This is a genomic window from Terribacillus sp. AE2B 122 (assembly GCF_902497585.1).
In the GTDB taxonomy this organism is placed as follows: domain Bacteria; phylum Bacillota; class Bacilli; order Bacillales; family Amphibacillaceae; genus Terribacillus; species Terribacillus saccharophilus_A.
The window spans coordinates 128,507-150,019 of record NZ_LR700948.1; the positions used below are offsets into that span (position 1 = coordinate 128,507).

The 21,513-nt window shown below is 43.0% G+C and carries 17 protein-coding genes, 1 riboswitch and 1 other annotated feature; of the genes, 14 read left to right on the forward strand and 3 right to left on the reverse strand.

What is annotated here, in order from left to right; genetic code table 11:
* Positions 1 to 360 precede the first annotated feature (360 nt).
* Together AE2B122_RS16135 and ytkD are read left to right on the forward strand one after the other, a co-directional pair.
* Complete coding sequence (locus AE2B122_RS16135; protein ID WP_095218287.1) at positions 361 to 891, forward strand: hypothetical protein; 531 nt, start codon at positions 361 to 363, stop codon at positions 889 to 891.
* Positions 892 to 918: 27 nt separating this feature from the next.
* Entirely contained in the window at positions 919 to 1,395 is a 477-nt protein-coding gene (gene ytkD, locus AE2B122_RS16140) for an RNA deprotection pyrophosphohydrolase (protein ID WP_095218286.1), read from the forward strand.
* Between the two features lie 47 nt (positions 1,396 to 1,442).
* Here ytkD and pckA read toward each other — a convergent pair whose 3' ends face one another.
* Entirely contained in the window at positions 1,443 to 3,026 is a 1,584-nt protein-coding gene (gene pckA / locus AE2B122_RS16145) for a phosphoenolpyruvate carboxykinase (ATP) (protein WP_371809670.1), read from the reverse strand.
* 191 nt (positions 3,027 to 3,217) lie between these two features.
* Positions 3,218 to 3,323, forward strand: a riboswitch (SAM riboswitch).
* Between the two features lie 184 nt (positions 3,324 to 3,507).
* Here pckA and metK point away from each other — a divergent pair.
* Together metK and asnB are read left to right on the forward strand one after the other, a co-directional pair.
* Complete coding sequence (gene metK, locus AE2B122_RS16150) at positions 3,508 to 4,707, forward strand: methionine adenosyltransferase (protein ID WP_175074699.1); 1,200 nt, start codon at positions 3,508 to 3,510, stop codon at positions 4,705 to 4,707.
* Between the two features lie 133 nt (positions 4,708 to 4,840).
* Complete coding sequence (gene asnB / locus AE2B122_RS16155; protein WP_175074700.1) at positions 4,841 to 6,748, forward strand: asparagine synthase (glutamine-hydrolyzing); 1,908 nt, start codon at positions 4,841 to 4,843, stop codon at positions 6,746 to 6,748.
* 33 nt (positions 6,749 to 6,781) lie between these two features.
* On the opposite strand, the gene AE2B122_RS16160 is transcribed toward asnB, so the two are convergent.
* Positions 6,782 to 7,291, reverse strand: a complete 510-nt coding sequence (locus tag AE2B122_RS16160) for a gamma carbonic anhydrase family protein (RefSeq protein WP_095218282.1) — start codon at positions 7,289 to 7,291, stop codon at positions 6,782 to 6,784.
* 88 nt (positions 7,292 to 7,379) lie between these two features.
* Between AE2B122_RS16160 and AE2B122_RS16165 the strand changes: the two genes are divergently transcribed.
* From AE2B122_RS16165 to AE2B122_RS16190, 6 genes are all read left to right on the forward strand, one after another.
* Positions 7,380 to 8,462 carry a tetraprenyl-beta-curcumene synthase family protein gene (locus tag AE2B122_RS16165; RefSeq protein WP_175074701.1) on the forward strand — a complete coding sequence of 361 codons (1,083 nt, stop codon included), beginning with the start codon at positions 7,380 to 7,382 and terminating at the stop codon, positions 8,460 to 8,462.
* Between the two features lie 755 nt (positions 8,463 to 9,217).
* Positions 9,218 to 10,225 (forward strand): 4-hydroxythreonine-4-phosphate dehydrogenase PdxA, encoded by a 1,008-nt coding sequence (gene pdxA / locus AE2B122_RS16170; protein WP_217468094.1) that lies wholly within the window; start codon positions 9,218 to 9,220, stop codon positions 10,223 to 10,225.
* Positions 10,226 to 10,402: 177 nt separating this feature from the next.
* A complete protein-coding gene (locus AE2B122_RS16175) occupies positions 10,403 to 10,843 on the forward strand; it encodes a YhcH/YjgK/YiaL family protein (RefSeq protein ID WP_175074703.1) in 441 nt (146 codons plus the stop codon).
* Between the two features lie 22 nt (positions 10,844 to 10,865).
* Positions 10,866 to 12,029 carry an exo-alpha-sialidase gene (locus AE2B122_RS16180; protein WP_175074704.1) on the forward strand — a complete coding sequence of 388 codons (1,164 nt, stop codon included), beginning with the start codon at positions 10,866 to 10,868 and terminating at the stop codon, positions 12,027 to 12,029.
* Positions 12,030 to 12,411: 382 nt separating this feature from the next.
* Positions 12,412 to 13,695: an SLC13 family permease gene (locus tag AE2B122_RS16185; RefSeq protein ID WP_095218277.1), complete on the forward strand. Its 1,284-nt coding sequence runs from the start codon at positions 12,412 to 12,414 to the stop codon at positions 13,693 to 13,695.
* 76 nt (positions 13,696 to 13,771) lie between these two features.
* Positions 13,772 to 14,749: an alpha/beta hydrolase gene (locus AE2B122_RS16190; RefSeq protein WP_175074705.1), complete on the forward strand. Its 978-nt coding sequence runs from the start codon at positions 13,772 to 13,774 to the stop codon at positions 14,747 to 14,749.
* Between the two features lie 100 nt (positions 14,750 to 14,849).
* On the opposite strand, the gene AE2B122_RS16195 is transcribed toward AE2B122_RS16190, so the two are convergent.
* A complete protein-coding gene (locus AE2B122_RS16195) occupies positions 14,850 to 15,419 on the reverse strand; it encodes a class I SAM-dependent methyltransferase (protein WP_095218275.1) in 570 nt (189 codons plus the stop codon).
* Positions 15,420 to 15,601: 182 nt separating this feature from the next.
* Here AE2B122_RS16195 and AE2B122_RS16200 point away from each other — a divergent pair, with 182 nt between their 5' ends.
* The 4 genes from AE2B122_RS16200 (at position 15,602) to AE2B122_RS16215 (ending at position 21,324) form a co-directional block, all read left to right on the forward strand.
* Positions 15,602 to 16,549, forward strand: a complete 948-nt coding sequence (locus AE2B122_RS16200) for a BMP family ABC transporter substrate-binding protein (protein WP_175074706.1) — start codon at positions 15,602 to 15,604, stop codon at positions 16,547 to 16,549.
* 5 nt (positions 16,550 to 16,554) lie between these two features.
* Positions 16,555 to 18,216, forward strand: a complete 1,662-nt coding sequence (locus AE2B122_RS16205) for a methyl-accepting chemotaxis protein (RefSeq protein ID WP_175074707.1) — start codon at positions 16,555 to 16,557, stop codon at positions 18,214 to 18,216.
* Positions 18,217 to 18,257: 41 nt separating this feature from the next.
* Positions 18,258 to 18,470: a binding site (T-box leader), on the forward strand.
* A 75-nt stretch (positions 18,471 to 18,545) separates the two neighbouring features.
* Complete coding sequence (gene leuS, locus AE2B122_RS16210; protein WP_175074708.1) at positions 18,546 to 20,960, forward strand: leucine--tRNA ligase; 2,415 nt, start codon at positions 18,546 to 18,548, stop codon at positions 20,958 to 20,960.
* 58 nt (positions 20,961 to 21,018) lie between these two features.
* Positions 21,019 to 21,324 (forward strand): rhodanese-like domain-containing protein, encoded by a 306-nt coding sequence (locus AE2B122_RS16215; protein WP_095268603.1) that lies wholly within the window; start codon positions 21,019 to 21,021, stop codon positions 21,322 to 21,324.
* Positions 21,325 to 21,513: the final 189 nt, after the last annotated feature.

Genomic DNA, 21,513 nt, shown 5'->3' on the forward strand with positions numbered 1-21,513 from the left:
AGTGATTTTTAGTTTCTGCGATGGCTGGTATAAACCAACTTAGGTTCAGTTCTTTTCAAGGCTAACCCTCCAATATTATTTAGTTGGCCAGATAGAAAGGAAATTGAGTTCAAGGTATAGTATGTATCTTTTCATCAAGCCATTTGTAATTCGTATGCTTATTTCCCTATATTTTACAAATTAAACCTTCACTTCTTTATATTGCTGAAAGAAAGACAAGGGGGTAATGCCTGTTCAAATGCAAATTGAAGTTAAGTGTCAGAAAACGACAAACAGTAAGAAAATCCTACAAAAGAATTGGGTTTTAAAAGCAGAAAGATGAGGAATACCTATAACATGACTACATAAGGAGGACTAATTATGCTTAAACCAACTTGGAAAAAAGCAATAGCTGCTATCATCACGCTCCTAGTCCCATTTACATTCGCGCTATCATACCAATCAGACAATATATCTGCTGTAACAGCTGAACAAGTAAACGCAGAAAAAAATGAGGCTGCTGAGCAGCCGGAACTGGATAAAGAACAAATTGAACAGCTTACAGCTGCGTTTATGGATAAAGTCACACAAGACATTGATACAAATTACAAAGTTCTAAACTATAATACGAAAGAAGAATTGCTGAAAAGTTTTGACGAAGTGGCTACAAGAGATGTAAGCGGACCGATCGTCGATTTCTATTTCACGGAAGAAGCAGACGGCTTGTACATTCTGCCGACTGAGACACCAGCTTGGTTCAATCCTGATAATTCATACAAAGAGGAAACAGACTCCGATAAGTATGTTACAATTACACAAAGCAATACCGATGATTTGCACGGTAACTATACAATCGAGATCAAATTCTTGTATGACGGAGGCTGGAAGATAGCAGCAGTCAAATACTTGTAGGTTTGATGTGAAGAAGGCAGTGGGAAGATGATTACGTTCAGAGATTACTACAATAATGAAGTGAAGATGTCTTTCGCCGATCATCCATTTTCTGATCAGCCTAAACATGTGTGGGTGATTTGCCGATACGGAAGCAAATGGCTTCTCACACGTCATAAAGATAGGGGATTGGAGTTCCCTGGCGGTAAGGTGGAAAAAGGAGAAACGGCAGAGCATGCGGCTTTGCGGGAAGTAATGGAAGAGACTGGCGGTGTAGTCCAGCAACTGAAGTATGTCGGTCAGTACTTCGTGGCAGGCAAGGCCGGGCATATCGTGAAGAATGTCTATTATGCCATCATCTCGGAACTGAGGAAGAAATCCAATTACATGGAAACATATGGGCCAGTACTGGTCGAAAAGTTCCCTTCCCATCTGGCACAGCATGCTGAATACAGCTTTATGATGAAAGATAAGGTGCTGCCTAGTGCATTGCATCATATAGATAAGTTTGAAAAGACAATGTAAAAGAACTGCCCCAAAAGCTATCAACATCTTTTGGGGCAGTTCTTTTTTTATCTATATAATGGTCCAGCTTGGCGGACAGCATCATCGATAAAATCAAATTTTGTGAAGTTCTGATGGAATTTTACCGCAAGTTCTTGTGCGGTCGATTTGTAAGCTGCTTTGTCTTCCCATGCATTTTCCGGCATCAGCAACTCTGCTGGTACATTTGCAATGGAAACAGGTACATGCAGGCCGAAAATTGGATCTTGAGTAGTTTCTGCATTACGCAATTCTCCGCTGAGAGCAGCCTGGACCATGGAGCGCGTGTACGGAAGCTTCATGCGGGAACCGGAATGGTAATCTCCGCCTGTCCAGCCGGTATTGACAAGATACACCTCTGCTTGATGTTCACTGATTTTTTCGCCGAGCATCTCAGCATAGACAGAAGGTGCCAGCGGCAGGAATGGAGCACCGAAGCAAGTCGAGAACGTAGCTTCAGGTTCTGTAACACCGCGTTCTGTGCCAGCAAGTTTGCTCGTATATCCACTCAGGAAGTGATACATTGCCTGTTCCGTTGTCAATTTACTGATTGGCGGCAGCACGCCAGTTGCATCTGCGGTCAGGAAAATGATTGTTTTTGGATGTCCAGCTAAGCTCTTCGCCAGGCTGCCCTTGATGTAGTCAATCGGGTAAGCAGCACGCGTATTTTCTGTAACAGAACCATCTTTATAGTCACAAACGCCAGCTTCATCTACAGCTACATTTTCAAGAATAGTGCCAAACTTGATGGCGCCATGAATTTCTGGCTCTTTTTCAGCTGAAAGATTGATGCATTTAGCATAACAGCCGCCTTCAATATTGAAGATTCCATCAGGTGACCAGCCATGTTCGTCATCTCCGATCAAAGGTCTGTTCGGATCAGCAGATAGTGTAGTCTTACCTGTTCCAGATAAACCGAAGAAGAGTGCTGTATCACCGTCTGAACCTACATTAGCAGAGCAGTGCATTGGCAGGATTTCTTGCTGCGGCAGAAGGAAATTCATTACGGAGAAGATGGATTTCTTCATTTCTCCGGCATATTCCGTTCCACCTATGACGATTACACGCTGTTTGAAGGAAACGATGACAAATGCTTCTGAATTAGTGCCATCGACTAGTGGGTCTGCTTTTACACCAGGAGCAGAGATGACAGTGAATGCAGGTTTATGTGCAGTCAGCTCCTCCTCATTTGGCCGAATGAACAATTGGTGGGCAAATAGATTATGCCAAGCATATTCGTTGATTACTTGTATTGGGAGATGGTAACGTTCATCAGCCCCTGCAAAGCCTTGGAATGAGAATACTTCTTCCTGTGCCTGCAGATAGTCTACGACTTTACCTAAAAGTTGCTCGAATGTTTCTTCGCTAATAGGCTGGTTGACTTTTCCCCAGTCTACTTTGTTTTCGGAAAGCTCGTCTTTGACGATGAATTTATCCTTTGGTGAGCGGCCGGTATATTTCCCTGTCGCAGCCCGCAAAGCACCAGTCTTTGTCAAACGAGCTTCTTGGTGGGACAATGCCGCCTCCGTCAGCTGAGCTGCTGATAGGTTTTTCCTTACATTGGATTGGGAGCGCATTTCTTCTAGCGCTGTTAATGCGTGCATCATTCGCATCTGGATCCCGCCTTTTTTTTAGAAGTTTTAATTAGTATAACACATTAAAATATTAATACATACTATTTTAAAATGCAATCGATAAGTGAATGCTTTATTGGTTAATAATTCCGAGTTTTTAAGTCGGTATTAACATGATTTTGTTGACTTCTGGAGGCTGTTCCGATAACATAGTTGCGAACGGAAAATCACTCTTATTCAGAGTAGGCGGAGGGACAGGCCCTAAGAAACCCGGCAACCGTCACATTTTGTGAAATGGTGCTCAACCTGAGCAAGGGATACCTTGAACGATAAGAGAGGGAATAAGCCAGCCTTCTGTTATGATGGAAGGTTTTTTTCATGTAACGGCTTAATAATAAAAAAAGAGCAATACTAATGATAGTGCTCTTTCAACCTTCACCCATTATCAAGTTTCTTAATAACATACCTTGGAAAGAGTAAAACTTCCGTATTAATTGTAGTTGAAGGGGGATTTGGCAGAATGACTGCTAATCGTCGATTATTTACCTCAGAATCCGTTACTGAAGGGCATCCGGATAAAATCTGTGACCAGATCTCGGATGCTATATTAGATGAAATCCTAGCTAAGGATCCGAATGCCCGTGTTGCTTGTGAAACGACTGTTACGACTGGACTTGTACTCGTTGCAGGTGAAATTACAACCAGTGCTTATGTAGATATCCAAAACATCGTGCGTAAAACAATCAAGGAAATTGGTTATACACGTGCGAAATATGGCTTTGATGCTGATACATGTGCTGTATTGACAGCAATCGATGAGCAATCTCCTGATATTGCAGGTGGTGTTGATCAGGCGCTTGAGGCTCGTGAAGGGCTGATGACGGACGAAGAGATCGATGCAATCGGTGCAGGTGACCAAGGCTTGATGTTTGGCTATGCAAGCAATGAAACACCAGAATATATGCCGCTGCCAATTTCATTGGCGCACCGTCTATCCAAGCAACTGGCGAAGATACGGAAAGATGAAACTGTGGATTACTTGCGCCCGGATGGGAAAACACAAGTAACAGTAGAATATGACGAAAACGATCAACCAGTACGGATTGATACGATTGTCATCTCCACACAGCACCACCCAGAAGTGGAGCAAGCTCAGATTCATACCGATTTGAAAGAGCTTGTTATCAAACCTGTCGTTCCAGCTGAATTGCTGGATGAGAATACAAAATACATCATCAACCCGACTGGACGATTCGTTATCGGCGGACCACAAGGTGATGCAGGTCTGACTGGACGTAAAATCATTGTTGATACGTATGGCGGTTATGCTCGTCACGGCGGCGGTGCATTCAGCGGAAAAGATGCTACAAAAGTAGACCGTTCCGGTGCTTATGCAGCACGTTATGTGGCGAAGAACATCGTTGCAGCAGGTCTTGCAGAGAAATGTGAAGTACAGCTTGCTTATGCGATCGGTGTTGCTGAACCAGTATCCATCAGTATCGATACTTTCGGAACAGGCAAAGAGTCAGAAGAAGCATTGGTGAAAGCGGTACGCGATTTATTCGACCTTCGTCCTGCCGGCATCATCAAGATGCTGAACCTGCGTCAGCCAATCTACAAAGATACAGCTGCATACGGTCACTTCGGACGTACAGATAAAAACTTCCCTTGGGAGCAGACTGACAAAGCAGTACAGCTGGAAAGCTATACATTTGCATAAGCTGCTTGAAAGGCAAGAGCGGTAATTTCGCTCTTGCTTTTTTTGTGTCGGCACCCATAATCTCCCTTCAAGAACCGAATTGTTTTATGCTATAATTAATGGCTAGAAGTAATGAAAGAGAGGCTAACATTAAATGTGTGGTTTGATTGGCGTAATTAGAAAAAACGTAAAACAATTAACGCAAGCTGATAAGGATAAATTCAAACAACAGAACAACATCATCACGCACCGCGGTCCGGATGATGAAGGTTATTACCATGACGAACATGTCTCATTCGGTTTCCGCCGCTTGAGTATTATTGATATCGAGGCTGGTGTTCAGCCATTAAGCTATGACGACGAGAGAATCTGGATGGTTTTCAACGGAGAGATCTACAACTATGTAGAGCTTCGTGAAGAATTGCTGAAAAAAGGCGCAGAGTTCAAGACAGAATCCGACACCGAGGTCATCGCAGCGATGTATCATACATACGGAACGGAAGCATTCAAAGAGCTTCGCGGTATGTTCAGCATTTTGCTATGGGATAAAGAGAAGAAGACACTTTTCGGAGCACGTGATCCATTTGGCATCAAGCCGCTCTTCTATAAAGAAACAGAAGATGAGATTTTCTTCGCTTCTGAGAAGAAAAGCATCACACTTCTGGAAGAATCAGAAACAGTCGATACGGAAGCGCTGCAGCATTACTTGAGTTACCAGTATGTACCGGAACCATTCACGATGACAGAAGGTATCAAAAAGATAGAGCCTGGTCACTACTTCGTGAAGCGTGAAGGTGAACCTATAGAATTCCATCGTTACTGGCATGCGACATTCTCACCGAAAATCATGGACAAGCAAGCTTGGATCACACGTATCCAGGATGTGCTTCATGATTCCGTGAGCAAGCATATGCGAAGTGATGTACCAGTCGGTTCCTTCCTTTCAGGTGGAATTGATTCTTCCATCATTGTAGCCATTGCGAAGCAATTCAATCCGAATTTGAAGACATTCTCTGTCGGTTTTGAACGTGAAGGATTCTCCGAAGTAGATGTGGCAAAAGAAACAGCTGAGAAACTCGGCGTAGAAAACTATTCCCATATCATTACACCAGAAGAATACTTGGAAAAACTGCCGAAAATCATGTGGCATATGGATGATCCATTGGCTGATCCATCTGCTGTGGCACTTTACTTCGTGGCAAGGGAAGCTAGCAAACATGTAACGGTTGTACTTTCCGGAGAAGGTTCGGATGAACTGTTCGGTGGATATAATATTTACCGTGAACCAGAATCCCTTCGCATGTTCGATAGTATTCCGGGACCTGCAAAAGCCTTGCTTGCAAGAGTAGCTAAAATCTTGCCAGAAGGTGTACGTGGTAAGAGCTTCCTTGAGCGTGGTACAACGCCATTGAAAGATCGTTATATTGGAAATGCTAAAATGTTTGAGGATGCAGACAAACAGAAGCTATTAAAAACATACAGTGATGCGGTTCACTACCAGAAGATTACAGCACCATTGTATGAGAACGTAAAAAACGAATCTCTTGTCGATCAAATGCAGTATATCGACATTCATACATGGATGCGCGGAGACATCCTTCTGAAAGCGGATAAGATGACAATGGCACATTCACTAGAGCTTCGCGTTCCATTCTTGGATAAAGAAGTATTCCGTGTTGCCCGCGAGATTCCGGAAGATTTGAAAATCGCCAACAACACAACGAAGAGCTTACTTCGTGAAGCGGTAGAAGGCATTGTTCCGGATCATGTTTTGCATCGGAAAAAACTTGGTTTCCCAGTGCCAATGCGCCACTGGCTGAAAAATGAACTGAATGGCTGGGCGAAAACACTCATCCATGAAAGCCAAACAGATCATCTTTTGCATAAAGACTACATCTTGAATCTGTTAGATGCACATTGCCAAGGTAAGGGAGATTACAGCCGTAAAATCTGGACTGTACTTGCTTTCATGCTATGGCATCAGATTTACGTAGAACGTAAGTATGACTTTGCTGAGTTCCAAAAAGTCGATAGAGTGGAAAGCAAACTGCAGACCACATAATAAAAAAGCCGTTCCTGCAAGAGGAACGGCTTTTTATGTTGTTTCTTTATACTGTTTGCTTTTCTTGATATATTCCAACCGAATGCGCTCCATGTCCTGGAAATCAGCTTCGGTCAAATCACGTATTACTTTGGCAGGTCTGCCGAATGCAAGTTTGCCGGAGGGAATTGTTTTTCCTGGGGGGACGAGTGAACCTGCGCCTACATAAGCACCATCCTCGATGACCGCGCCATCAAGGACAATTGACCCCATGCCTATAAGGGAATTTTTTCCGATTGTGCAAGAATGGAGCGTAACTTGGTGACCAATCGTGGCTCCTTGCTTTATAATAAGAGGAAGATCAGGACTTTGGTGTAGGACACAAAGATCCTGCACATTGGCGCCTTCACCAATCATAACTGGAGAAACATCACCGCGTATCACTGTCTTGAACCAGATGCTGGCATCTTTTTTAATCGTAACGTCTCCTGTAATAACGGCGTCAGGAGCTACATAAGCTTCTTTGTGAACATGTGGACGTTTCTTGTCGTATTCGTATATCATTTGAATACTCCCTTCGTTTATGTTCTTATAGAATTAATAGATTTTTTGGAAAGAAGACAATCCCGGATTCGAGGAGCGAAATTACATTATGGTCCAACAAATACCAAAGTCATCGGTTTTACTTATGCATCAAGTATATCGGAAAATATTCCCGGAAGTACATAAAGAATTAGAACTATGGACACAGCGGGCAGAAGCGATACCGGATCCGGAACTGCGGAAGCAGGCACTGGAAAGTATTCGGACCAAACGCTTCCATTGTCAGGGCGGGGCAGTATACAGTCTGCTTGCTGGTGATGCCTGGAAGCAAGCGATCAAGTTCATTATTGCCTATCAGACTATCAGTGACTATCTTGATAATTTATGTGATCGTAGTACTTCTCTCGATCCAGAAGATTTTCGTCTGTTGCATCAATCGATGCTGGATGCACTTCAGCCCGGTGAAAAGCTGAAGGATTATTATGCATTGCGTGACGAGCGGGAAGACGGCGGATACTTGCACTCACTTGTTTTCACGTGTCAGACTATCCTTGGCAAACAGCCGAACCTTCCAGTTTTGCAGCCTTATTTGCTGAAACTTTCCGGCTTATACGGCGATTTGCAAGTGCATAAGCATGTGGCGAAGGAAGAGCGGATTGAAAGACTGACGAACTGGTTTGCCCAGCATCAAGAGGAGCACAGGGATCTTACATGGTATGAATTCTCAGCGTGCAGCGGGTCGACCCTCGGTATCTTCTGTTTTGTATCCTATGGTATGGGGATGGAACTTGACCATCAATTAGCAGATGATATCTATCAAAGCTACTTCCCATATATGCAAGGACTGCACATTCTGCTAGATTACTATATCGATCAGATGGAGGATGAAGAGGAAGGAGATCTGAATTTCTGCCATTATTACCGAGACTCAGATGAAATGAAGGAAAGACTCCAGTACTTCATTGAGCGGACGAACGAAAGCGTGCAGCGCCTCCCGCATGCGTCATTCCATGAGATGGTCCATCACGGGCTTGTTGGACTGTATTTGGCAGATCGCAAAGTGAGTCTGCTATCGGATGGCAAAGAGATGATCAAAACACTGCTCAAGGCAAGCGGAAACAAATCGAAGTTTTTCCATTTGAATATCAAAGCATATAATAAAATGAAAGAAGCGCGTACCCCGATAAGTTAGGGGATCGCGCTTCTTTATTTCTTGTTGCAAAAAGTAATAATGAATAATATGAAAGCGGCCGATAAATGTAAGATGAACAGGACTTTGTACTATCTGACGGTCAGTCATAGTCTGTATGGATCTGCATGTCTGATTCTGACTTCTGCATAAGCATTTCATTTCCAATGTATTCCTCGGGTGCTGGTTGGACTTCTTCCTAGCTGTAAATATTCCTTTATTGCATATATCTTTATTTTTTGAAGGCTTAGCATCTTATTCATTGAAGCTCGTGAGATAAATGGCAATTGCACTATTCGTGAATTGGTGGGTGCCTTTGAGATGGGTTTCTACATCTACTTTAATAACATCTCCCGGAATCAATGTATTTTCACAAAAAACCTGTTGATAAATTAAACATGCATATATATAATGGATTTATGAAAGCGTTATAAAATTAATATGTGTTTAAAAAATAAACAAACTTACATAAAGGAAACAGTTATTTAAGGATTAACGCAGCAAAACTAGTGCTACTCACATCTTGATTCGAATTATAAAATGTGTGAAAAGAGGTAACGACAATGCAAAAGTTATTTAAATTTCAAACAGCAGACCAAATCATTGCAGGGCCAAACTCTCTTGAAAGTTTAGGCGAGCAGCTCCAATTATTAGGTACAAGAATACAATCGGTTTAAAATGTGTTGTTGCTAGGGCTTTCAACATGGCCATAAAAAAGTCATGTTGAAAGCCACATTATGAACTTCGTGGGAGGGAATATGATGAAGCCGATTATAGGGATTACCATGGGGGATGCCGCAGGTGTGGGTCCTGAAATTATTGTAAAAGCCTTGAGCCATAAGGGTGTTTATGATATATGCAGACCACTTGTGATTGGTGATGCGAAAATGATAGAAAGAGCTATACGCGTCACTCAATCTCCTTTAACAGTTGAGACTGTTGCATCTGTCGCTGAAAGTAATTTTGAATTTGGCAGAATTGACTGTATTGATTTGAATCTGCTATCTGCTGACATGCTTTTTGGAGAATTATCACCACAAGCAGGAGATGCGGCCTTTCAATATTTGAAAACGGCTGTTGAGTTGGCTAAGAATAAGGAGATTCAATCGATCTGTACTGCACCATTAAATAAAGAAGCCCTTCATAAGGGAGGACATCTATATCCGGGACATACTGAAATCCTTGCTGAGTTAACGGAAACGGTTGATTATTCCATGATGTTATCTTCGCCAAAACTAAAAGTCATCCACTTAACCACACACGTTGGACTGATTAAAGCAGTCGAGTCTATCACGCCAGAACGGACATATAAAGTGGTGAAGCTTGCTCACGATAATTTAACGCGTGCAGGATATAAAAATCCAAGAATTGCAGTTTGCGGAATCAATCCACATGCGGGTGAAAATGGGTTGTTTGGAGAAGGGGAAGAGGAAGAAAAACTAGTTCCTGGAATAGACCAAGCATTTGCTGAAGGAATAAATGTAAGCGGTCCACACCCTGCCGACACTGTGTTTTTCCGAGCGGTTCGTGGTGATTTTGATCTTATCGTTGCCTGTTATCATGATCAAGGCCATGTTCCAATAAAGGTATTAGGTTTGGAAGAGGGTGTTAATATCACGGTTGGATTAAATGGCGGTGTTATTCGTACTTCCGTAGACCACGGTACTGCATTTGATATCGCCGGGAAAAATATTGCAGATGAAAGAAGTATGCTTGCAGCTATCCAATCTGCTGCTGATTTGTCTCCAAAAGAAGTTTTGAAATAAGAACTAAAATAGTCATGATGCAAAATGAGTTTAAGGGAGATTAGTCCTCAAAACCATAAGTAGCGAACCTGAAGTCTTACTCAAAGCTTTTCAAAAAAAGCTTATGTGAAAATGTAACCCCTTACTTAGGAGAAAGAAGTTAGCTCATAATGTCAATACAGAAACGAAGTGAAAAGTGTGATATTCGATTTAATAGAGAATTTGGTTGAATATAATTCATTAAATCCAAAAATCGGCAACGGATTAAAGAAATTCAATGAAATAGAAATAGATTATAATAAGCGATTTGAATTTGATGGAGGTTATTTGTTCTTTCAGGAAGGAACTACGACTCACATAGATGAAGGGACATTTGAAGCACATAAAAAATATATCGATATTCAAATTGTATTGGACGGATCGGAATATGTAGCATGGGCACCCATTGATCAATTAGAAGTTGACGTTGCATACAATGTCGAAAAAGATGTTGTTCGATTGAACGGCAATCCGGAAACGACCATGAAAATCAATAAAGGCATGGCCTACATTTGTCTGCCTCATGATGGGCATAAAGCTTTAAAGTATATAGATAAAGCGACAAATTACAAAAAAGCAGTAATTAAAATCGAAATTTAAATAGAAAGATAAGGTGAATAGTATGAGTAATAAAATAGTAGTTAACGAGTCAATTTCAAACGGTAAATTGTATCACGATGCATACACAAATATTGATTTTTCTTTGATTCCATCTGGACCATTTTCAACTGCACATGCACCTACTGTTACAAAGTTGGAAAATGGAGATTTGTTATGTGCGTGGTTTGCAGGGTCATTTGAAGGCAGCCCGGATATTTCAATTGTATTATCGAAATTTGATCATGTATCCCAAGAGTGGAACGAGCCGAAAATTATCTCGCAGGACGATACGCGCAGCGAGCAAAACCCTTCATTTTTCCATGCACCAGATAACACAGTATGGGTAATCTATACTTCCCAGGAAGGCAGACAGCCAGATAAAGATAATATGCAATTTACATCAATTATCAAGTATCAAAAAACAAGTGACAATGGCGAAAGTTGGTCTGAGCCAGAAGTTTTGTTCAGCCAGCAAGGAACTTTTGCAAGACAAGCTATTCAAGTATTAAGTAATGGTAGATGGATATTCAGTACTTGGGTATGTGAGGATTCCGAATTTGGTCTAACGAACGATCCCACAGTTATGCATGTGTCGGACGATGAAGGACTGACTTGGAAAGTAGTGCGTATGCCTGATAGTAACGGACGAGTACATGCCAATGTCATAGAATTAGAAAATGGTCATCTAGTGGCATTTATGAGAAGTAGATTCGCAGATTATATTTATAGAAGTGAGTCAACTGATTATGGAGATTCTTGGACAGCTCCTGAGCCAACAACCTTACCAAATAACAATTCAAGTGTAAGCGCAATCAAGCTGGATAACGGTGCAATTGCGATTGCATATAACGCAAATGCAGCTAATAGACCCGAAAAAGGTAAAGTGGCATGGCCTGGATTAAGAAACCCTGTAGTGGTTTCCGTGTCTGAAGATGCTGGTAATACTTGGCCGATTGGACGAATTATTGAACACGCTGAAGGTTTCATCGGATCAGAAAATAAAACGAACAATTCACAGTTCGAATATCCAACTCTTTATCAAGATCCGCAAGGGCACCTACACCTAGTCTACGCGTATAAAAATAGAATGTGTGTAAAATATAATGGTTTTTCAGTTGAGGATATTTATGGTGCAAAGCGTGAATACGAAGGGGTCTACAATCCTACTTCTGGAGAAATTAGCTAAGTAGTAATCACAAGAGCCTGTTATAGCATCATTATCGTACCCACTGTAACTCCTTAGAAATAAGGAGAGACATAGGGGCTGACTCCAATACTCTAGTATCGGTGTGCTGCGTTTGCATAGCAGCCGCAGCACGCTCTCATACAACGCTGTCGCATACCAATTTAGACAACATTGCTTAATCAAGGTGCGCTGCTCAATTGCAGCAGCACAATCTGAGAATACATGCTCCTAGAATAAATTCTCTGTTGGAGCGGCAAATAATGTAACCGCTTCACTAAGAAGAATGAGCTCGGGATTATTAGGAAGTACACCCCCACAAGAGACTTTAGGAAGTCTTTAAGGTGATGGCGAAGTGTCATCACTTAAGAGAGGAGTAATAAAAATGACATTGGATATGTATCTTGCACTTGGTATCTTGGTGCTGATGATTGTGATGATCATGTCAGACAAATTTGCATTTGGTGCACCACCACTCATAGCGTCCCTTTTACTTGTAGTGACAGGTCTGGCTACAGTTCCCGAGGCTTTTGCCGGCTTTGTAAACTCAAGCGTTATCATGGTCGCCGGCTTTATGGTTGTTATGGCGGGACTAATGAAGACGAGCGTAATTGGTAAGGTTCAAAGTTCTATGCTTGCTTTGGTGAATAAGGGAGGATACAAAAGTTATGCTCTTTTGATTGTAGTAGTTATGTTTGGTGCCAGTTTAGCTGGACCTGGTTCCACGGGATACTATGTACTTATTTTATCTTTAATATCTACAATCCCTTACAATAAAAAAATGCCTACGTCTAAATTAATGATGCCTTTGGGATTTGCAACTAACCATCCTTTGATTCCTTTTAATGTGGCGCTCTTTTATGGTGTTACTGTCAGTGTACTAGAAACAGCTGGATTTACCGGCGGGCTTTCTATGTCTAAGTTTGCTGTCGTGAATTTCATCTTGACCCTTGGCTTTTTGGTATGGGCTTTGGTTGCTTACCGTCTTCTGCCGGATCATCCGATTTCGGAAGATTCTGGTTTTGATGAGGTTGCAGTTGCTTCTGAGATTAATACCATGCCTCCATGGAAAGAATACGCTACGATAGCAGCATTTGTCTTAAGTGTAGCAGGCATGATGCTAATGAATGTGTTTGGCGAAGCGGCTTATGTAATTCCTGGTCTTGCTGGAGCATTCTTATTAATAATTAATGTACTTGACTTCAAGGAAGTTCGAGATAATATGGGAGCGCCTGTCATCCTGTTAATGGCTGGTGTTATCGGGGTTGCCAATGCATTGGCTGAGACTGGATTCACAGCTATGGTAGGAGACTACGTAGCGAATTCATTAGGGACTAATATCAGTCCATTCATGTTAATCTTTATCTTCGCTCTTTTGACTAGCACATGTGCTACGTTTACTGGTTCAAATATGGGTTCTGTATATATCTTTGCGCCAATTGCCATTGCAACGAGCCTGAGTTTAGGGCTTGATCCAACTGCTGCAGCAGTTGCAGTTGTAATATCTGCATGGAACGGCGGCTACATGCCAGTCGATGGTATGCCTGCTATGATCTTAGGTATGGGTAAGTATAAGCTGCCGCAGTTCTGGCTGTTCTCAGTACCTATGTATGTGATTCGTATTTTCGCGCTAAGCGTTGGTGCGATGATTATGTTCCCTGTAAGCTGATCATGTAATAATGGTACCTTTCTGATCGACTAAACGGTACTACAAAAGTTGAGATAATTATCGGGAGGAAATATGTATGGGGCAACAACTTTCTAAAGTAAAACCTTTATGTCCGCCAGGTCGTCCGCCGCGTTACGAAGATGTACCCTTTGCGGAGGTCACGCTTGATAATGGAGAGCCATACACACTGAAAATGGATATCTATCAAGATCTTAATCAGAAAACTCCAGGTCCATGCATCATTTACTATTTCGGTGGTGGGTGGATGTATGGAGAATACAAGCAGGTTACCCAAAAAGCAGTATATTGCAGGGAACTTATAAGATTGGTAGAACAAGGATTCACAATTGTATCTCCATCCTACCGCTTGGCTAGTCAGTCTGTTTTCCCAGCATGCATTCATGACTGCAAGGGAGTAGTCCGTTTTTTGAAAGCGAGTTCAAAGAGATACAATATTGATCCTGAACGAATTGGAGTGTTGGGGAACTCTGCTGGTGGACATCTAGCAGCGATGGTTGCAATGAGCGCAAATTGCAGAGAAATGGAAGGGGATGTCGGCGGTAACCAAGAATTTACGGGTACGGTAAGGGCGGCGGCAATTTTTTATGCGCCATCCGACTTAGTAGAACTCATCAAAAATGATGCGAATGCAGCATTAAAGAATCTGTCTGGAACAGAAGTTGATCATGCGGACAAATCCATGGATACTGTTGTAACCCAAATTCTTGGATATACTGAGCCTGGAAAATCGTTGTTAGATTTGAATCGATTGCTGGAAAGCAGCAATACGAGTGATCCGGATTGGAAGTATATAGAACTAGCCAAAAAATGCAGTCCGATTACATACGCAAGCGCCGATAGTCCGCCGATGATGATTTTGCACGGGGGGAAAGACCCTCTGGTTCCTATTGAGCAAAGCGAGAGTCTTTATAAAGCCCTAGTATCTTCTGATGCGGACGCTATGTACCTATCTTCTTCCCAGGCTAATCACGGCCCGACAATGGGGGAGGAAGCTGATCACATGGCATATCAATTCTTAAAAAGCAGACTTTGAGTTTGTGTATGCAGACGGACTTAATCAAGTTTCTTTCATCTGATTGGAAGCCTATATAAAAGAAGCGCGTACCCCGATTGACTAGGGGATCGCGCTTCTTTTATTTTTTCTTCTCAATAGCAATGATGAATGGCGGGGTGTTTTTTTGGTTAAGAAAGCGATACTGCAAGACAGCGTAATGTTTTTGATCATAATCTTTCACGTGAGCAAGCAGTCCTTCTTTTTCGATAGCGCCTTCCGGATGACCATGATAAACAACCAACACGATTCTGCCGCCGGGTTTCAATGCACGGCGGATTTTCTCAATTGCAGTAATCGTGCTTTCTGCATTGGTGGTAATGGCTTTATTGCTGCCGGGCAAATAACCTAAATTGAAAATGGCTCCAGCGAGCTTTCCTTCATCTTCGGGTGTTATATAATGATCGACACGCTGGTGGCTGTCCAGAATTAGAGTTGTATTCGTTACATCATGCAGGCTCAAGTGCTTGCTTGTCATTTCGATGGCTTGCTCCTGTATATCGAATGCCAGCACCTTTCCTTCTTCTCCGACAAAACGGCTGAGTGCGAGTGTATCATTCCCATTGCCGCATGTTGCATCAATGACTGTATCTCCTGGCTGAGTCACTTGCTCCATCAGTTCGTGTGCATAAGCGATAACGTGTTTTAGCATTTCTTGAATCCTCTCTCTGACAAATTGTTCTCTCTTATTTTTACGCTACCTGTGCTTATTTAGCAAATCAAACCTCTCTATTGTAAAGGAAAATTTACAATTAATTTACCAAATATATGTAGAAACATGTCGATATAAGGACCATAGTAGTAGTGTGAAGAAAGAGAAGGGAGTATATCGACATGTATAAGCGCATCCTAATACCTATTTGTGTCTTGATTCTATGTTATTTATCTGGGTGTGCCGCAAACCCGGCTGCAGCCAAGCTGGATGAAGAAAAACGTATCGGAATCGTTTTGACAGAAGCGGGACTCGGAGATCAAGAATGGAATGATTTGGCGATCGAAGGGTTGACGAAAGCGAGAGACCGACTTGATATCATCTATACATATAAAGAAATTACACCAGAACTAACTTATGAGAAAGCATTACAGGAATTGGCTGATGAAGGCATGGATACAATTATAACTTTGGAAGCAGCGGCAGAAGATGCTGTAGCCAACCAGGCGAAGGCCAATCCTGCTATTACATACATAGCTTTTGAAACGAAGCTGAAAGCTGATAATCTATTCGGCTACGTTTTTGATACAGAGCAGGTAGGTTATTTGGCTGGTGTAGCGGCTGCCACCGTAACGCCGTCTGGTAAAGCAGGTTTCATTGGTGAGTCGTCCAGTGCTTACCTTGAAGGTTTTAAACAAGGAATTGCAGCTACATCCAAGGATACCGAACTGCTCGTTCGGGAGACTTCACCGGAAGATAAGGCAGCGGGCAGCAAAGCAGCAAAGGAGATGATTGCTGAGGAAGCAGATATTCTTTTCGCTGAGCCTGGCGATGCTGGAAAGGCAATGCTGCAGCAAGCAGCGCTCGCGAATATATATGCAGTCGGTGCTGGAGGTGATCAGAGCTATCTAGCTCCTGATAACGTCGTCACATCTGCTCAGTTGCAAATTGATCATATTGTATTTGATTTTCTTGAACGGATCTCTAAAGGTGAAGAGCTGCCGGAAGACAATATGGTCGGCTTGAAGGAGCAGGCTGTCGGATTAAGTCCTATCGCTGTTGTCAGTATTACCGACACAGTTGAAGGGAAAGTCCACACAGCGACACAAAAGCTGTTAGAATCGGAGTGAGCTAAATGAAACTGACACGGAAACTATTCCTGCAGGCAGCAGGAACGAGTGCATTAGCATTGGCGCTCATTGCCTTTATCATTTTCAGTATGATAAGGATCAATGCTTCAAGTTATGAGCAAGTTCAGCATCTTCTCCAGCTTCAGCAGTTGGACAGCCAGCTGAATAATGCCGGACAGGTACTGAGAAATACGACTACAATCCGTACTGATGCGTCAGCGGGGGATTTACGGTCATACATGGAACAAAGCAACTCAAGTTTCAAACAGCTTTTGCAATCATCAGAAGGACAGTCAGCAGCATATCTTGAAGCGGGAAAGGCAAAGTATGATGACTGGCAAGGGGAAGTTACGAGTCTTTTGACCAATGTGAATGAGATGGATGCGCTGCGATTATCGAGTCGTGTTCAAGGGCTGCTGAATGATATTTATATGGCGAACGCATACAGTACAGCAGCTTATGAGGATGAACAGCTTGCCTTGCAGAATCAGATTACATTTGTAATTGTGGTATCTGTTATTGGGGTAGTGCTGCTCATAGTCATTACAAATTATACATCTCGAAGAACGAGTAAATCGATTGCAAATCCTCTATTAGCACTAGCGTCCAGAACGAACCAAATTGCAGCGGGGGATTTAACGGTAGAGCCGATAGAAAAGACAGGCAGTTTGGAAATCAGTGAGATGAATCAGGCCTTCGGACAGATGACAGAGCAGCTGAAAAATTTAATCGGTTCGATTGAGAAAGCAAGTGATGAAGTAGCTGGAATGTCTGCTGAAATTGATAAAGACAATCAGAATCTGCAGGGACTTCATAAAGAAATCGCTGCTTCAGTTGGTGAGATCACTTCCGGTTCGCAGCGTATTTCCGCCGAACTGCAGCAAACTGTGACTCTGATTGAACAAATGGACAAGCAAGGAAGTGCGAACAGTACATTTGCTACGGAAACAGTTGCACTTGGCAAGCTTGCATCAGAGGCAGCAGTGCGCGGCAGGGAAACTGTACATAATCAGCAGCAGCTTACCGTAAAGAACGGGGAGAGCAGAGATTTAATGGAAGCGTCGCTGCGAGACTTCATCCAATATTCGCAACAGATCGAGCAAATGGTAGCATCGGTATCTTCTGTTGCTGAACAGACCAATCTGCTTGCGCTAAATGCTGCAATAGAGGCTGCAAGAGCTGGTGAAGCGGGGAAAGGCTTCGCTGTTGTAGCAGATGAAATCCGAAAGCTTGCGGATGAGTCCAAATCTTCTGCGGATGCGATTTATCAGACGGTAGGATCAATTCGGCAGGGCACAATGAGTTTATCCGAAGCTGTGCAGTTTGGTCATGAGGTTGCTAAAGCAGAAACCGCTTCTATGGAAAGCATGGAAAGCTCATTCGTGGAAATTGAAGAAAAGTTTCAGTCCATCTCGAATCGGCTGCAGCAAATTCAAAGCGGTAGTGTCCAATCGGAGCGATTGGGCACCGAGGTTCTTGGCAGGGTAGAACAAATCAGCAGCACCCTTCAGGAAAATACTGCAAAAACAGATGTAGTCCATCATTCCACCAATGAACAGTATGGAGCCTATGAGCAGCTGGCAATGACAGTCAGGCACCTTGACCGCGTAACACGTGAACTGCAGGATGCTGTTTCGGTGTTCCGGACGGAAGCTGCCGAATCTTGACAAATGTAGCGCAGTTCCGTACACTGGACACAACAATACTGTGAACGATGAGGAGAAGGAGTAGTAGCAAGCTCTGCTTGGTTTAAGAGAGACGGCATTCTGGTGCAAGCCGTCCCGGCATCTTGTGAACTCGCCTTCGTAATTGCAAAAGGGAACTACCAGTACTTTTTGCCGTTTTCCGCGTTAAGGAATGTCGAGCGGGCGCATTTGCGCTAAGTTGGGTGGTACCGCGGGAGAAGTCTCTCGTCCCATTATTGGGATGAGGGGCTTTTTTCTTTGCTTCACGGTCAGAATTGTTCAAGTTGAAGAGAGTACAGGAGGCACACGATATGTCATTCAATCACCATGAAATCGAAAAGAAATGGCAAGCTTATTGGGAAGAAAACAAAACATTCAAAACAGATACTTCCTCTGAAAAAGAAAAGTTTTATGCCTTGGATATGTTCCCTTATCCATCAGGAGCTGGTCTGCACGTAGGACACCCTGAAGGCTATACAGCTACAGATATTCTGTCTCGTATGAAGCGGATGCAAGGCTTTGAAGTGCTGCATCCAATCGGCTGGGATGCTTTCGGATTACCTGCTGAGCAGTATGCGCTGGATACAGGGAATGACCCGGAAGAATTCACGAAAAAGAATATCGCGACTTTCACAAGACAGATCAAAGAACTCGGGTTCTCTTACGATTGGGATCGTGAAGTTAATACAACTGATCCAGAATACTATAAGTGGACTCAATGGATTTTCCTTCAGTTGTATAAAAAGGGACTTGCTTATGTGGATGAGGTAGCAGTGAACTGGTGTCCTGCTCTTGGTACTGTACTTTCCAATGAAGAAGTCATCGACGGAAAGAGCGAACGCGGCGGGCATCCTGTTATCCGTAAGCCAATGAAGCAATGGGTGCTTCGTATTACTGCCTATGCAGATCGCCTGCTGGAAGACTTGGATGAACTTGACTGGCCGGATAGCTTGAAAGAGATGCAGCGTAACTGGATCGGACGCTCGGAAGGTGCGGAAGTAACATTCCGTATAGAAGGCACTGAGGAAAGCTTCGATGTGTTTACAACTCGTCCGGATACTTTGTTTGGTGCTACATTCGCGGTACTGTCTCCAGAGCATCCGCTAGTTGATAAGATCACTTCTGAAGCGCAGCAGACAGCAGTTGAAAGCTACAAACAAGAAGTAGCAGCGAAGAGTGATTTGGAGCGTACAGATCTTGCAAAAGAGAAAACAGGTGTCTTTACTGGTGCGTATGCAATAAACCCGGTTAATGGCGAAAAAATGCAGATCTGGATCGCGGATTATGTACTTATGAGCTATGGTTCCGGAGCTATCATGGCAGTACCTGCACATGATGAACGCGACTATGAATTTGCGAAGACTTTTGATTTGCCGATCAAGGCAGTTATCGAAGGTGCCGATATAGAAAATGAAGCTTATACTGGTGAGGGAGCACATATCAATTCTGATTTCCTTGATGGTATGAATAAACAAGAAGCAATTTCTGCAGCAGTTGCATGGCTGGAAGAGAGCAAACAAGGTTCGAAAAAAATCAGCTACCGTCTGCGCGACTGGATTTTCAGCCGTCAGCGCTACTGGGGTGAGCCGATTCCAGTAATCCATTGGGAAGACGGTACAATGACAAGTGTTCCCGAAGAAGAGCTTCCGCTTGTTTTGCCGAAAACAGATGAGATTAAATCATCCGGTACAGGTGAATCTCCGCTTGCTAATATTACGGAATGGGTGAATGTCACTGATCCGGAAACAGGCAAGAAAGGGAAACGTGAAACACATACAATGCCGCAGTGGGCAGGCAGCTGCTGGTACTTCCTTCGTTATATCGATCCGCAGAACCCGGAAAAGCTGGCTGATTTTGAAACACTGAAGAAATGGCTGCCGGTTGATGTTTATATCGGGGGAGCAGAACATGCTGTTCTTCACTTGCTGTATGCGCGCTTCTGGCATAAGTTCTTATTTGATATCGGTGCTGTGCCGACTAAGGAACCTTTCCAAAAGCTATATAATCAAGGGATGATCCTTGGAGAAAATAATGAAAAAATGAGTAAATCCAAAGGGAACGTGGTTAACCCTGATGATGTTATCGAATCACATGGCGCAGATACACTTCGTCTATACGAAATGTTTATGGGACCATTGGATGCTTCCATCGCTTGGTCTGAAAATGGATTAGATGGTTCCCGTCGATTCCTTGATCGTATATGGCGACTGTTCATCACAGAAGCGGGCGAACTTTCAGAGAAAGTACAAGACACAGAATCAGAAGACCTGCAAAAAACGTATCACGAAACTGTGAAGAAAGTGACAGAGGACTTTGAAGCTTTGCGCTTCAATACAGGTATCTCTCAATTGATGGTGTTCATCAATGATTGTTACAAGGCACCTGTCATCCCGCGCGTATTTGCGGAAGGATTCATGAAGTTACTTTCACCAGTTGCGCCACATATCGCGGAGGAACTGTGGAGTAAACTTGGCCACGGGGAAACAATTACGTACGCTGAATGGCCGGTTCATGATGAGTCGAAGCTTGTAGAACAGGAAATAGAAATTGTATTGCAGGCAATGGGTAAGCTACGTGCAAAAGTTATGGTGCCTCATGATGCTTCTAAGGAAGAGCTAGAGAAAATCGCACTTGACGATGAACAAATGAAAAGCTGGCTGGAAGGAAAGACTGTCCGTAAAGTGATCGTGGTTCCGGGCAAGCTAGTTAATGTAGTAGCAAATTAATAGTCGGATCCCTTCTGTTTACGGAAGGGATTCTATTTTAAGTAAAGGGGAACTATAAATGCGCAATATACAACCGGAAGAACTGGATGAACTAATTGAAAATGATACTTCCTCCTATATAGTAATTGATGTGCGGGAAGATGAAGAAGTAGAGCAAGGTATGATTCCTGGTGCGGTTCATATCCCGCTTCAGCAGATACCTGAGAAGCTTCCTGAACTGTCGACAGAAGACACATATGTACTTGTCTGCCGCGGTGGTCACCGGAGCATGAATGCTGCTGCTTTTATGGAGAATCAAGGTTATGACGTGATTAATATGGACGGCGGAATGCTGGAATGGAAAGGTGAACTCGTCTTTAAATAAGGCGAAGGAATCTATGTGAGGAAGGCGTTCCGACGTTTTCCTCTTTCATATTCTATTTTTCTCCGAAACTAGTGTTGACAGTATCGAAACATGGTGATAGTATATAGTTACTGTCGTAAGGCAGTCATTGATCTTTGAAAACTGAACAAAACAACCAATTACGAATTAAACGACAAGATCGTAAGATCA